The organism is Nocardia sp. NPDC059195, from assembly GCF_042754695.1.
Classification (GTDB): domain Bacteria; phylum Actinomycetota; class Actinomycetes; order Mycobacteriales; family Mycobacteriaceae; genus Nocardia.
In genome coordinates this window covers 115,506-129,498 of sequence record NZ_JBHZBG010000005.1, presented here as the reverse complement: position 1 = coordinate 129,498, position 13,993 = coordinate 115,506, and the positions used below count along the sequence as shown (strand labels likewise).

The window sequence follows — 13,993 nt, the reverse complement described above, 5'->3', positions numbered from 1 at the left end:
AGCATGCCAGCCGCGCCTCACGCCTCGGGCAGTTGCCGCACCGCCTTCACGATCAGCGATTCCACGGTCCGACAGATCGAGTCACTGTCGACATGTGGGCCCTGAATCACCAACTCCATTGCTTCATAAATCTTTTCATCGATCGTTCGGTGTCGATAGATCCGCGAACACCCCAGTACCGGACCATCTGGTTCCTTTCCCGTGAGCAGCGTTATGCCGTCTACGGTGACAGACCTCACCGGCTCGAAGGACGTCCGCACGACCTGCAATGTCACTCGCGCGCTGCCGTACCACTCACAGGCGTGCGTGTATTCCGGGGTGGCCGGTTCCGGGGTCAATCGAGCGACCGCCGCCGATAATTCGGCGCGGACCAAGATCGCGCACGGGTCTATCGACGAGAGCGAGATCGCGGCGTCCGGCCTGCGCGGTGCGGTATGGAGAGTCCGAGCGAGCTGCGCGACCACGTGATCCGCGACGGCGCACCCTTGCTTTTCGGCGAGGCCGGTGTCGAACTCGATCAGAATTCCGGTTCTGCCGCCACTGTCGGCACTCGCGATCGCCCGGCGGCAGTGTTCGGCATCGCCTTCGAGCACAGCGATTCCCTCGACGAGCTTGCGATTGGGTGGGATTTCCCCCAGGTCGACGCCGAGGCTCAGCCGGATTCCGTCGCCGTAGACCTGTTGTTGCTGATCCGCCTCGCAATTCCAGTTCTTATCGAGCTCGAACTGCCACGATTCGGTCCGAGTCGGCCCTTCTCGCCATGCGACGCTCTCGCCCAGTGCCGACCGCAGCCACGCACAGGAATCGAGTTGGCGGATCTCGGCCGGCGAAAGGGCCTTCGGTTGCGCCGTGTCGACGAGGTCGCCGGTTCTCGACAACCACAATGATCCCGACGCGACCACGGCAACGGCGAGCGCCGCCGCGAACACTCCACGAGTCCGCACCGAGGAACCCTCGACCCGGCTACGCAGGCCCATCCACCGGTCGCGACCGAACCTGGCCGCCACCGCGAGCGCGGAACCGACTGAAGGCGGGCGCACGGGTGCGACGGAGGCAGCGGCGGGGGCAGCCGCGAGCAGTGCCGCCGCTGCCCGTTCCGTACGGTCGATCTCGTCCACGATTGCCGGGGGCCAGGGCTGGCGCCGAGCACCGACGTAGGCGACGATCTGCGCGGGCGAGGGTCGCGCGGCCGGGTCCCGGCGCAGACACGCTGCGATCAGTTCGCGCAACGCCTGGGGGACCGCGGACAGATCCGGGTCCCGTTGCGCGATATTGAACAGCGTGTACGGAACCGACGGGGCAGCGAACGGTGCGCTCGCGCCCGCGGCGAAGGCGAGCACCGATCCGAGCGAGAAAATATCCGACGCGACAGTCAACTCACCGTGCACGGACTGTTCGGGCGACAAGTAGTCGGGTGGCGCCAGCAGTGTGCCGCGCTCACCGGCGAGGACATCGATTCCGGCCAGCTCGATGCCGTCCTTGGTCAGTGCCACCGTGTCGGGTCGCACCCGCTGATGGACAAGTCCGGCCGCGTGCACGCCTTGCAGCGCATGTGCGAGCGCCGTCGCCAGCCCGCGAACGGCCTCGATCGGGAGCGGACCGAAATCCGCGACAGCACGGTCGAGCCGCAATGACGGCTCGTACGTGCGTGCCAGCCAAGGTAATTCGTCGTCGGCATCGACGTCGAGCACCGTGGCATTACCTGCACCGCTGACCCGCATCGCCGATACCGCACCGTGTCGAAGGCGCAGCCGCAGATCGGGCAATTCGAGCAAGCGCGGCAACGACTGCTCGACCACCCGCAGCGAATTGTCCGGCGCGGCGGCCAACAGCAGGCGGAAGTTCGGCTGCGGATCGAGCAGGCCGAGCACTCGGTAGCGGCCCAATTGGGTTGGATCGGTCGACGACGGCCGGGTCATGGTTTCGGCAACTTCGCGAGGACCGGGGTCAGCAGAGTCCGTAGACGGTCACAGCCGCCGGTCGCTGTTTTGTCGTAAGGGATGTAGGTAGCGCGGGCCACCTCGGCCAGGTCGTCACGTGTCGGCCGAATCGTGAGCGTGAACTCGCACCAGCCGTCACGGTCGTCGATGGTGCCTGGCCAACCGTCGATGGTGGTCAGCTTCTCGAACCTGTTGTTCGGCATCTGGTTGTCGTTTCGAGTCTGTTCGTGCAGGTTCAGGTGGAATTCTCCGTTGGCCCCGCTGACCCAGCAACTACTACTGCCGGTTGGGTTCTTCTTCGCGGGGTCACCGACGATCCGGAGGTTCGTGTCGCGGTCCATGATCGCGCAGGCGTTCAGCAGGTGGATGGAGCCGGCAGCGACCTTCCGCAGCGGTGGGTTGACCGAGAGGCGGCGGACGACCGCGGCCAGTGCGCGCTCCGCCAGCGGGCAACTGTCGGTCAGGCCTGATGCCTGCATGTTCAGCGGCATCCGCAGGCCGACCTGCGTCTCGACGAAGCGGTCACACGACTTGCCCTCCTTACGGTTTCCTTGAACCGGCAGCCACGCGATCGTGCTCCCCATCGGAGACGGGTCGTCGAATGCCCACCCGTACCCGATGGACAGCTCGAGACTCAGTTTCATTCCGGCGGGATCGGTCATCCCCACCGAGCAAGTGCTCTCATAGATCCCATTCGGGGCCGACCGATACGTCCCGAGGTCGCCCAACACTTCGGGGCCCAACAGCGCGCACATGTCGAGCAGCATCGACTCCCGCTCGGTGAGCGCGAGGGGCGGATCGGCCATCGCGACCGCGTTCCCCCGCACGCCGATGCCAACCAGCATCGAACCGATCAATATCGCTACTGAAACCATCGCGACGGCAGCGGTTGCCAGGATCCCCCTCGCGCGTTTGTCGCGCTGAGGCTTCTGCGGCAACTCCGGTGTCAGCACGGCGTTGCCCGCGGCCCAGGCGATCGCATCGCGCTCGTACTCGGCCACCCGCCGACGTACCCGCACCGGCCACACCGGTTCGGTCTCGAGCTGCTGCGCCGCGGCCAGCAATTCGCTCGGGGTCGGGCGCTCGGCCGGATCCTTGGCCAGACAGGCATCGACGATGCCGCGAATCGGCTGTGGCACCGCGCTGGTATCCGGCTCGATGTACAGCACGTTGTACAGCGTCTGCGGGGTCGACCCCGCCGCGAACGGACTGAACCCCGTCGCGGCCATCGCGAGGACCGCACCCGCCGAGAACACATCGGATGCCGTTGTCAGCGTGCGACACTCGGCCTGCTCCGGTGACATATAGGCCGGTGATCCGATCACCGCACCGGTGGCCGTCAAGCCGATGTCGTCATCGAGGGCACGCGCGATGCCGAAGTCGATGAGTCGTGGCCCCTCGTTGGTGAGCAACACATTGCTCGGTGTGAGGTCACGGTGTACCAACCCTGTGCGATGGATCTCGAGCAGAGCCATCGCCAGCCCGATGGCCAGCAGTTTGAGTCCGCTCGGGGTGAGTCGCCCGAAGTCGTTCATCACCTCCTGCAGCGACGGACCGGGCACGTATTCCGAAGCCAGCCAGGGTTTTTCGGTAGCGACATCATGACCGACGACGCCGGCGGTGTAGGCGCCGGTCACCCTACCGGTGGCGAGGACTTCGCGTTCGAACCTAGCCCGGAACTCCGCGTCGTCGGTCAAATCGGCATGGACCTGCTTCACCGCGACGAGTCGGCCGTCGGGTGCCTGACCGAGAAACACTCGACCCATCCCGCCGCTGCCGATCACCGCGAGGATGCGATACCGGCCGAGCAGCTCGGGGTCTGTCCGATCGCGAAGTTGCATGGCCGGTCACCGATCCTGGGCGAGTAGCGCGTATTGAGCCGCGGCGAGGTGTCGGACGTCGGCTTCCAAGTAGCTGAATACGACAACCACGTCAGCGCCGCGATAGACAATGCATTTGAAGCGGTCCGGGAGAACACCGCGGGCGTTCGGAAGTTTCGCCTGCCAACAGGAGACTTTCGGCAGCGAGGCTATGCCTGGTATCGAGGCGTAGTCGCGTTCACCTTCGCTGGCCAGTCGGCCAGCTTCCGCTGCCGCGGCCTCAGCGCTGGCCGTGCGACGCAGGTACTGGTTGTGTGCCACCGCGATCTGCGACACCGAGGCGGCACGCAGCGCCGCCAAGAACGCGGCCGGGCGTTCCGATAGCAACGCGAACGCGCGCGGACCGTAGACCGAGAAGGTGTCGGGTCCGGTTTTGCCATCGAGTTGTGGTTCCCCGGTCTGCACGATTCGGGTGAGCAGCTTGTCCGGATCGATGTGCAGATTCGGCAGATCTGCCTCGGCGGTGGGGACGAACCCTTCGAGATCGGCGAGTTGGGTCCGGTAGGTCCTGGTCAATACGTCGACCAGGAGCTCGGCGCGTGGTTCGAGGACCTTGGCATACACGCGGATCACCAGGTTCTTCCACGTCAGCCAGCTGCCGACGGTCGGCACCGATGGACGCCAATGACTCAGTGCCCCGGGGTAATCCGGAACCGCGATCGGAACATTATCGGTGCCCTGCTCGAAGTCCGCGCGGGCCATGTCCGCTGCGGCTGCTCGTGCGACGTCCTCACTCGAAAAGGCCAGCAGCGAAATCGAGACGAGCTTCTCGTTCATACCTGCCGCTTGACCGTTGCTGGCGATCGCACCGAACGAGGCGAGTACGCCGTGCTTGCCCGCCGCATTGCTCTGGACACCGGAGAGAATGTTCATGCCGGGCACCAGGCCTCGGTGATCGCCCAGCACCCCACCACCACGCGTCCAGGTGAGGTCGGGATCTATCCGGTCGGCGAAGCTCACTCGCTCACCCAGTCGCAGCGACTCCACCAAGATTCCGCGGGCACGGCTCGTGCCCGCGTCGTAGTCAGCCGGGATATGTTCCGTCGAGTAACTGCCATGATCCGGCTGGACGGGAGCGTCACCACACCCGACAAGCAAGCCGACCACGAGTAGTGACAGCACCGCTGTGCGGTGCAGCTCGAACCGCACGATCGCTCCCCCTATAACCAGTGGTCAAACGTAACTGGCCATGTCAAACCTGTTGCGAAAGTTAGCATCTCGCGCCGGAGCCGGCTACCGATTCGGCAGCCGGGTGATCAATGCCGCGATGATCGCCTCACCCGCCGGGCACCGACGGTCCTTGGGCAGGGCACCGGATACCTGCACGGTGACCGACTCGTGATGGTTCGAGTCGACCGCGCGGAACCGGTAGGTGCTGGCACAGCCTCGATCACTGCCTGCCTGGTATAGGTCCGCGTTGTAAACCACTGTGCCATCGCCGATATCGACCGCATTGTGGGACGAAATCGTGCCGGAGTCCATGTCATTCGGCCGACCGAGGTCCACCTGGACTCGCCCAGCCCCGCCCCACGTACAGCTATGCGCCGTCGGCACGCCCGGCCCCGATGAGCCTGCGGCCCTGATCTCGTCTTCGGTGACGAGGGCGCAGGGGTCGACCGATGCCAACGAGCGTGCGGTGGCCTGATCCACAACAAGAGCTGGCAGTGCCGCGACCAGGCGCTCGATGGAGTATTCAGCCAGTGCGCAGTCGACGGCCACGCCGGTATCGACACTGATTCCCCATGACGCGGGCCCGCTTCCGGCGACGGCGAACGCGCAGTCGCGACCGCGTCTGAGTAGGTCGAGTTGGCCGACTTCGCGCTGTGTCGACAGGAACCCCGTGAGGGTTCGACCTATCTCGATGGTCATTCGACCCGTCCCCGAACTGCCATCACATCCCCATGACGATGTCGTCGTCCACATCCAAGCGCTGGTTTCCCGGCGAACACCGGTGGCGACCGCTTCAGGCAGTGTCGGGCCGAGCGATTGTCGCAACCACGCACAGGCATCGACTTCACGCAATTGCGCCAACGTGGGCATGACCGCCGCCGGGCCTGCCACCTTCGGTGATGCGGGTGTGGTGCCGCGAAACAGCACCACCGCCACGGAGGCGGCGAGAATCATCATGACGACAGCGCAAGCCGTGCCGATGACGAGTCCACGGCGGCGTTTCGGCTGATCGACTGGCACCCCACCACGTCGCGGTCCGGCCAAGATTATCTGGGTGCGTTCCGGATCGGCGGTCAGCTCCCGCATCCTTGCTACCTGCGCCTCGATGTCCCGATGTATCGGCACCGGCCACGGGGTGGCGTGGATGGCGAGAACGCCTAGATAATCCAGGATTTGAGCAGCGGTCGGACGATTGCGGGGGTCCTTGCGCAGGCAGCCCGCGATGAGCTCTCGCAGTGGCTCGGGAACCGGTGCGAGGTCGGGTTCGGCATGAACAATGTTGAACAGGGTGAACGGCGCCGAGGCCGCGGCGAAGGGACTCACGCCGGTTGCCGCCATGTAGAGCAGCGAACCGAGGGAGAAGACGTCGCTGGCGGCGGTGATGGAGTCGGCGCCCGCTTGCTCTGGCGACATGAACGCCGGAGAACCGAGGACGCTGCCTACCTCGGTGAGCGACTCATCCGATTCCGCGGCTCGCGCGATGCCGAAATCGATCACCCGAGGGCCGTCTTTCGCGAGAATGACGTTGGCGGGCTTGAGGTCTCGGTGTATCAGGCCTGTCGTATGAATCGAATGCAGCGCCGAAGCGAGCCCGGAGGCCAGGATTCGTACGCTGGCGACGGGCAGCGCACCGTACTGCTGAATCGCACTTTCGAGGGGTACGCCGGCAATGAATACCGAAGCGAGCCAGGGAATTTCGCCGGTCGTGTCGAAATCAACCACAGCGGCGGTGAACGCACCGGAAACCCGCGTCGAGATGGCGACCTCGCGATGGAATCGGGCCCGGTAGTCGCCGTCGTCGAGCAGTCTCGAATGGATCTGCTTGATCGCGACGAAGCGACCGTCCGGACCGAGGCCGAGTAACACGCGCCCCATTCCGCCCGCACCCAACAATCCGAGAATCCGGTAGTGGGACACCGTATTCGGGTCATCGACAGATAGCGCCTTGATCACTGCTGTCCGACTCCCCCGATCGCGCTCACCACGGCAGGGTTACCGCTCACCGGCCGTGCGTCCCGAATCTAACACCGGACCCCGCTACTCGGGTCGCCGCGGCGGCATCCAGGTGGGGGTCAGTAGAGCGGCCGCGAGTAGGACCGTGCCGAGCAGGGCGATGGTGGTGGACATCGAAAGGTAGTGGGTCGCAGCCGCTACGAACGCGAAGACAGCTAGGGCGACGATCTCGGAGAGCAAGCCGGAGACCGAGGTCACGGTGGCTCGGGCTGGTCCTTCGATGGCGTCTTGGAGGCGCGCGCCCGCGACGACTTCAGCGTTGAAGTCGATTCCGTAGGCGACGCCGATGCTGATGAATCCGATCCATATCATGGCCGGTCCCCCAGTCGCACCGACGGCGAGTGCACCTGCGATGAAAAGGATTCCGGCCAGGAACAGGGCGGCTGCCAGGGTTCGGGACGAGAGGGATTCGGTGCGGCCCGCCAGCAGCGAACCGATCAGCGATCCCGCGACGGTGACGCCGACCAGCAGGGCCGAGGTGCTGGTAGACGCTCCACCGGACACTGCGAGCAGCCCGAAGTACTCGTCGAAGGCGGTGACGCCGTAGAGGAGAGCGCCGAGCAGCACACCGCGGCGGACCCGGCGGACGTGGAATGCCTCCGAGATACCGGTTTTGAGCATCGACAGGTATCGGGACGGTGTGGAACCGCTGGTTCCCGGGTCGACGCCCGACACCGCTCCTGACTTGACGTGCGGACCCAACGGTCCGGGGGTGGGCTCATCGTCCAGATCGTCGACGGCGGTGGCGGAGATAGCGACCGGCGCGCTGGGCAGAGCCAGCGCGGTGAGCGCGTGCAGGAGACCGACACCGACGCTGACCCAACCGACCAGCGCATAGCCACCGACGGCGAACAGCGGTGCGGCGGCGAGGATCGCCACGAGGACGGTGCTCTCCTGCGCACCGCGCGCCCAGCCCATGATTCGCGCATAGGCGGACGGTTCACCACGCGCGACCAGATCGTCGTAGATCAACGCTTCGAAGGTCCCCGATTCCAGGGCGCCCGCGATACCCCAGACGAGGAAGCCGAGCGCGAAGCCGGCGAATGACGGTGCCAGCATCCACAGGACGAAACACGCGGTCTGCAACAGCGAGCTCAGGAAAAGCAGGCGGCGGCGGGACACTGTGTCGGCCCAAGCACCCGATGGCACCTCGAGCAGGAACGCGGTCACCGACCAGATCGCCAGCAGCAGCGAGATCTGTGCGGTACTCAGCCCGTGGTCGGCGAAGAGAACGCCGTAGAGCGCATAGATCGGTAACAGGTCGCGCGTGCCCTTGAACAGGACCGCGCGCACCGTGAGGTCGCGGACACCGGTCGGTTCACGCCTCAACCAGGCCACCGCGTGCCGGAGCGGGGAAGGTCAACAGCCGTAGTAGAGCATCCGCATGCAGCCAATATTTCGCCGCGCACGAGCCATCGTCAAGCGATTATCCGCACGCGATCACTCGTAGTGGAAACGGCACGACAGTACGCGGATGACCCCCTCGTCGACGCGGTAGACCAACCGGTGTTCCTGCGTAATCCGGCGTGACCACCAGCCGGCGAGGTTGTGCAGCAAGGGCTCGGGTTTGCCGATTCCGCCCGCTTGCCCGTTGACCGCGATGTCATCGAACAGGCGGTTGATCTTTCGAGCGGCCGCACGGTCGTTGGTGACCGTCCAGGCGTAGTCGGACCATGCCTCGCTGGAGAAGTCCAGTTTCACGCCACACCGGCCGTCTCGCCGGTCCCGTCGTCGTCAGGGATTTCGAGTTGCTCCCGCGGAGCGAAACCACCGGCCGCGAACTCTTCCAAGCCACGCTGAAGGTGTCGGGCATTCGCGGGCGTGCCGAGCAGATGCGCGGTCTCCTTCAACGCTTCGTACTCACGCAGCGACACCACCACCGCCGCCTCGTGGCCCGCTCGGGTGACGACGACCTCCTCGAGGTCATCGGTGGCAGCGTCGAGCACGCTGGCCAGAGTCGCACGTGCTTCGGTGTAGCTGATCTGCCTCATAAGTACAAACTGTACAGGTTTACTGTACGGCGAGCATCCGGCTATCCGAGCGGGATCCAGCCGTTGGCGGCGAGGGAATCGTCTTCGTCGGTGGCGCCAACCAGGGGGCGGCCGTCGTTGAGGTCGTTGATGAGTTCGGACACCGGATGGGAGTCGCTGTAGTGGTAGCCCTGAGCCAGGGCGAAGCCGAGTTCGGTGAGGACGGCGGCCTGGTATTCGGTTTCCACGCCCTCGGCGATGACCTGCAGGTCGAGCGATTTGCTGAGTGCGGCGATGACGCTCAGCAGCGGCGGGGCGGGGGAATCGGAGCGGATGGCGGCGACGAAGGACTGGTCGACCTTGAGGATGTCGCTGGGGATGGTGGCCAGGCGGCTCAGCGAGGAGTAGCCGGTGCCGAAATCGTCGATGGCGATGCGCACGCCACGGTCGCGCAGGGTGTGCAGGTTGGTGATCGCGGTCTGGGATTCCGCGGCCAGTTCGCTTTCGGTCACCTCGAGGACGAGCTGGTCGGCGGGCCAGCCGGTATCGGACAGGATGGTCGCGACCCGCTCGGCGTATTCGGTTTCGGCCAGTTCGAGGCCGGAGACGTTCACGTTGAGGGTGAGGTTCAGCGAGGCGAAGCTCTCCTGGAGGCGCGCGGCGTCGGCGCAGGCGCGGCGCAGGACCAGCTCGTCCAGGTCGGAGATGAGGTCGTATTCCTCGGCGACGCGGATCAGGCCCTCGGTGGTGACCTCGGGTTGCGCGCTCGACGACCAGCGCAGCAGCGCCTCGACGCCGACCGCCTGGCCGCCGTCCTCGGTCAGGCTGACGATCGGCTGGTAGTGCACGTCGAGCGCGCCGCGGTCGATGGCCTCGCGCAGCTCCACCGCCAGCGGGAGCTGACGCGACGATTCGAGCACCGTGCGGTTGCGACCCGCCTGCTTGGCCCGGTACAGGCCCACATCGGCACGGCTGACCAGTAGCGAACCGGACTCGCCCGGCTGCCAGGAGGTGACACCGGCCGAACAGCCCATGGTCACCGCGGCGCGCAGTTGCTCGGTGAGCAGGATCGCGGCCTGCTCGGTGGTCCCCGGCAACAGCAGCGCGAACACATCGCCGCCGAAACGGGCCAGCGCCTGGCCGGGAGCGAGCAGGTCGAGCCAGGTATCGGCGACCCGCTGGAGGACGGCGTCGCCCGCGCGGTGGCCGAGGTGGTCGTTGATCTTCTGGAATCGGTCGAGGTCGACCAGCACCAGGGCCATGCCCTGACCGCCACGACCGGCCGCATCGATCGCCGGATTGAGCTGCTTCTCGAAACCGCGACGGTTGAGCAGGCCGGTGAGCACATCGATATCGGCTTCCGACGCCATCCTGGTCAGGATGCCGACCACTACGCCTGCGCCGAAGGTGACACCCGCCGGGATCAACCCGGACCACCACGGCAACCCGCGCGTCGGCAACACCAGCAAACACAGCACCATCGCGAAACCGATGTGCGCGGCGGCCTGGGGCCAGGCGAAGAACAGCGCCGCGTCACAGGCGACGAACACGAAGAACGAGGCCAGGGTGATGGCGCCGACCACATCGGGGAAGTCGTAGACCGCGATCGCGACGAGCACGGCCGCGGTGGCGAGGTAGGCGTGGTGCAGGCGGTGCGGCATCCGCGGGCCCCACGCGAGCATCGTGAGCCCGAGCAGAACCGAGATGGCCGCCGCGGTGCCGACCACAGCGCGATTACCGTCCTCGCCCGGCGCGACGGCAGTGATCGTCAGGCCGAGGACACCACCGAGAACGTAGAACGCCCCCGTTGTCCTGGCCATGACCTTTGCCGTCGCCAACGCCGATGCCGCCCGTACCCGGGTTCGGGTATCGCCGCGCGCCCCGATTCCTCGCACGAGCACCAGCCTAGATGTTGATGGGTCAGGGTGTTTGCCACATCCGACAAATGGATCTCAGCAAACAATGAGCATCCTACGGCGTCAGTACATCCGTGCCGACGAACGGGACCAGCGCCGCGGGCACGCGCACCGAACCATCGGCCTGCTGATGGTTCTCCAGGATCGCCACGATCCAGCGCGTGGTGGCCAGCGTGCCGTTCAATGTGGCCGCGACCTGCGCTTTTCCATTCTCGTCGCGGTAGCGGACCGAGAGCCTGCGGGCCTGGAAGGTGGTGCAGTTCGAGGTGGAGGTGAGCTCGCGGTAGGTCTGCTGGGTGGGCACCCAGGCCTCGCAGTCGAACTTGCGCGCCGCCGAGCTACCCAGATCGCCACCGGCTACATCGATCACCCGGTAGGGCACATCGATCGCGTCCAGCATCTCGCGTTCCCACGCCAGCAGCCGCTGATGCTCGGCTTCGGCCTGGTCAGGGGTGGTGTAGACGAACATCTCCACCTTGTCGAACTGGTGCACGCGGATGATGCCGCGGGTGTCCTTGCCGTAGCTCCCGGCCTCGCGGCGGAAGCACGACGACCAGCCCGCGTAGCGCTTCGGGCCGCCGCTCAGATCGAGGATCTCCTCCGAGTGGTAGCCGGCCAGCGGCACCTCCGAGGTACCGACGAGGTAGAGATCATCTTCTTCGAGGTGATAGACCTCGGCCGAATGCTGGCCGAGGAAACCGGTACCCGCCATGATTTCCGGGCGAACAAGCACCGGCGGAATCATCATGGTGAAGCCGTTGGCGACGGCCTTCTGCGCAGCCAGCTGCAACAGGCCCAGCTGCAGCAGCGCGCCGTAACCGGTCATGAAGTAGAACCGCGAGCCCGACACCTTCGCGCCGCGCTCCATGTCGATCAGGTGCAGCGCCTCGCCGAGCTCGAGGTGATCCTTGGGCTCGAAGTCGAAAACCCGTGGGGTGCCGACGGTTTCGAGCACGACGTAATCGTCCTCGCCACCCGCGGGCGCGCCTTCCTGGACCACGTTGGAGATCGCGCGCTGGGCGGCGTCGAGATCGGCGTCGGCGGCGTGCTGGGCGAGTTCGGCCTCTTTGACCTTGGCGGACATGTCGGTGGCGGCGGCCAGCAGCGCGGGGCGCTCCTCTTTACTCGCCTTGCCGATCACCTTGCCCATGGCCTTGTGCTCGGCGCGCAGGTTGTCGGCGGTGGCCACGGCGGCCCGGCGCGCGGCGTCGGCTTCGAGTAGGGCGTCGACGAGTGCGGGGTCCTCACCGCGGGTCCGCTGCGAGGCACGGACAGCTTCCGGGTTCTCGCGCAGGAATCGGAGGTCGATCATGAGAAAACAGCCTAGTTGTTTACGCAAGTCTTCATCTCTCGGCCTATGCCAATCGGGCATCACAGGGGCATAGTTACGGTGTGAGTACCTCTTTCGACACCGCCGTCATCGATACCGCGCTCGACGATCTCACCCAAGGGGAAAAGACCTGGGCCGCGACAGACCTGCGTCGCCGCCGCGAACTGCTCGACGAACTGCACGCGCTCACCGCCCGCGATGCCGAGGCCTGGGTCGCCGCCGCCCGCACCATCAAGAAGCTCGATGCCGACAGCCCGCTGCTCGGCGAGGAGTGGATGTCGGGCCCGATGACGATGCTCGCGGGCGCGCAGGCGCTGAGCGAGTCGATGGCCGCGCTCGAAAAGGGCGCGAGCCCGCTCGACGGCGTCGAACTCACCACCGCGCCCGGCGGCCGGGTAGCGGTGCCCGCGCTGCCGCACGGCATCTACGACAAGCTGCTGCTGAGCGGGTTCAGCGCCGATGTGTGGCTGAAGCCCGGTGTCGACGCCGCGACCGCGCGTCGCAAGGCGGGCCTGGCCCAGCGCGACCCCGCGAAGACCAATGGTGTCGGCGCGGTACTCGGCGCGGGCAACATCATGTCGATCGCGCCGCTGGACACCCTCTACGAGCTCTACGCCAACAACCGGGTCGTCGCGCTCAAGCTCAACCCGATCACCGATCCGCTGCTGCCGGTGTTCCAGGCGATCTTCGCGCCGTTCATCGAGCTCGGCGTGGTGCGCATCCTCACCGGCGGTGCCCCCGAGGGCGGCTACCTGGTGAACCATCCGCTGGTGGCGCACGTGCACATGACCGGCGGCGCGCCGACCCACGACGCGATCGTGTGGGGCCCTGGTGCCGACAAGACCGGCGAGCCCATCCTGGACAAGCCGATCACCAGCGAACTCGGCGGAGTCGCGCCGTGCATCGTGGTTCCCGGTGACTGGGCGGCCGCCGATCTGAAGTTCCAGGCCGAGCACGTGGCCACCCAGCGCCTGCACAACGGTGGCTACAACTGTGTCGCCGCGCAGACCGTGGTGCTCGCCGCGGACTGGCCGCTCAAGGAGCAGTTCCTCACCGAACTGCGCGCCGCGATCGACAACGCTCCCGCGCGCACCGCCTACTACCCGGGCAGCGACAACCGCGTGGCGGGCGCACTCGAGTCCTACCCCGACGCCGCCCGCGCCAACGGCCGCCTCCTGGTCGAGAACCTGCCCGCCGGCGACACTCCCCTGCTGCGCACCGAGTACTTCTCGCCCGTTCTCGGCGTGGTCGAACTGCCCGGCACCGGGGCCGAATTCCTCAGCAACGCGGTCGACTTCGCCAATGACGAGCTGATGGGCACCCTGGGCGCCAACATCGTCGCCGCTCCCGCGACCATCGCCGAGCTCGGCGCGAAGCTCGACACCGCGATCGAGAACCTGCGGTACGGCACCGTCGCCCTCAACGCGTGGACCGGTCTCGCGTTCCTGACACCGCGTGCCAGCTGGGGCGCCTACCCCGGCCACACCATCGACGACATCCAGAGCGGCATCGGCGTCGTGCACAACGCCTTCCTCCTCGACGACGTCGAACGCACGGTGGTCCGCGGGCCCTTCCGCCCCGCTCCGCGCTCGATTCTGCGCGGCGAATTCGCCCTCACCCCGAAGCCGCCGTGGTTCGTCTCGAACAAGACCGGCACCGCCACCGGCCGCAAACTGACCGATTTCTACGGCGACGGCAAACTGCGCCGCATTCCGGGCATCTTCGTGTCAGCTCTGCGGGGCTGACCCGGCAGTCCGCCACGACAAATACACTC

Annotated in this window: 10 protein-coding genes; 1 reads left to right on the top strand and 9 read right to left on the bottom strand. The window is 66.4% G+C overall.

The features are described from left to right. Nucleotides 1–17 precede the first annotated feature (17 nt). From ACFXKN_RS09555 to serS, 9 genes are all read right to left on the bottom strand, one after another. Nucleotides 18–1,919, bottom strand: a complete 1,902-nt coding sequence (locus ACFXKN_RS09555) for a hypothetical protein (protein WP_378946920.1) — start codon at nucleotides 1,917–1,919, stop codon at nucleotides 18–20. Then, entirely contained in the window at nucleotides 1,916–3,781 is a 1,866-nt protein-coding gene (locus ACFXKN_RS09550; protein ID WP_378946923.1) for a serine/threonine-protein kinase, read from the bottom strand. The genes ACFXKN_RS09555 and ACFXKN_RS09550 overlap by 4 nt, the downstream gene beginning before the upstream one ends. 6 nt (nucleotides 3,782–3,787) lie before the next feature. Then, nucleotides 3,788–4,969, bottom strand: coding sequence for a hypothetical protein (locus ACFXKN_RS09545; RefSeq protein ID WP_378946926.1), 1,182 nt, complete (start codon nucleotides 4,967–4,969; stop codon nucleotides 3,788–3,790). An 84-nt stretch (nucleotides 4,970–5,053) separates the two neighbouring features. Continuing rightward, complete coding sequence (locus tag ACFXKN_RS09540) at nucleotides 5,054–6,943, bottom strand: protein kinase (protein WP_378946931.1); 1,890 nt, start codon at nucleotides 6,941–6,943, stop codon at nucleotides 5,054–5,056. 84 nt (nucleotides 6,944–7,027) lie between these two features. Then, nucleotides 7,028–8,341: an MFS transporter gene (locus tag ACFXKN_RS09535; RefSeq protein ID WP_378946934.1), complete on the bottom strand. Its 1,314-nt coding sequence runs from the start codon at nucleotides 8,339–8,341 to the stop codon at nucleotides 7,028–7,030. A gap of 102 nt (nucleotides 8,342–8,443) precedes the next feature. Further along, nucleotides 8,444–8,704, bottom strand: coding sequence for a Txe/YoeB family addiction module toxin (locus tag ACFXKN_RS09530; protein ID WP_378946937.1), 261 nt, complete (start codon nucleotides 8,702–8,704; stop codon nucleotides 8,444–8,446). Further along, complete coding sequence (locus ACFXKN_RS09525; RefSeq protein ID WP_378946940.1) at nucleotides 8,701–8,994, bottom strand: type II toxin-antitoxin system Phd/YefM family antitoxin; 294 nt, start codon at nucleotides 8,992–8,994, stop codon at nucleotides 8,701–8,703. The genes ACFXKN_RS09530 and ACFXKN_RS09525 overlap by 4 nt, the downstream gene beginning before the upstream one ends. A 41-nt stretch (nucleotides 8,995–9,035) precedes the next feature. Next, nucleotides 9,036–10,868 (bottom strand): putative bifunctional diguanylate cyclase/phosphodiesterase, encoded by a 1,833-nt coding sequence (locus ACFXKN_RS09520; protein WP_378946943.1) that lies wholly within the window; start codon nucleotides 10,866–10,868, stop codon nucleotides 9,036–9,038. A gap of 76 nt (nucleotides 10,869–10,944) precedes the next feature. Continuing rightward, nucleotides 10,945–12,201, bottom strand: a complete 1,257-nt coding sequence (gene serS / locus ACFXKN_RS09515) for a serine--tRNA ligase (RefSeq protein ID WP_378946946.1) — start codon at nucleotides 12,199–12,201, stop codon at nucleotides 10,945–10,947. Nucleotides 12,202–12,281: 80 nt separating this feature from the next. Between serS and ACFXKN_RS09510 the strand changes: the two genes are divergently transcribed. Next, a complete protein-coding gene (locus tag ACFXKN_RS09510) occupies nucleotides 12,282–13,964 on the top strand; it encodes an aldehyde dehydrogenase family protein (protein WP_378946949.1) in 1,683 nt (560 codons plus the stop codon). Nucleotides 13,965–13,993: the final 29 nt, after the last annotated feature.

Bases quoted from the DNA above. Each gene is read 5' to 3' on its own strand.
- ACFXKN_RS09550 (WP_378946923.1), bottom strand. From the start codon at position 3,781: ATGCAACTTCGCGATCGGACAGACCCCGAGCTGCTCGGCCGGTATCGC.
- serS (WP_378946946.1), bottom strand. From the start codon at position 12,201: ATGATCGACCTCCGATTCCTGCGCGAGAACCCGGAAGCTGTCCGTGCC.
- ACFXKN_RS09525 (WP_378946940.1), bottom strand. From the start codon at position 8,994: ATGAGGCAGATCAGCTACACCGAAGCACGTGCGACTCTGGCCAGCGTG.
- ACFXKN_RS09555 (WP_378946920.1), bottom strand. From the start codon at position 1,919: ATGACCCGGCCGTCGTCGACCGATCCAACCCAATTGGGCCGCTACCGA.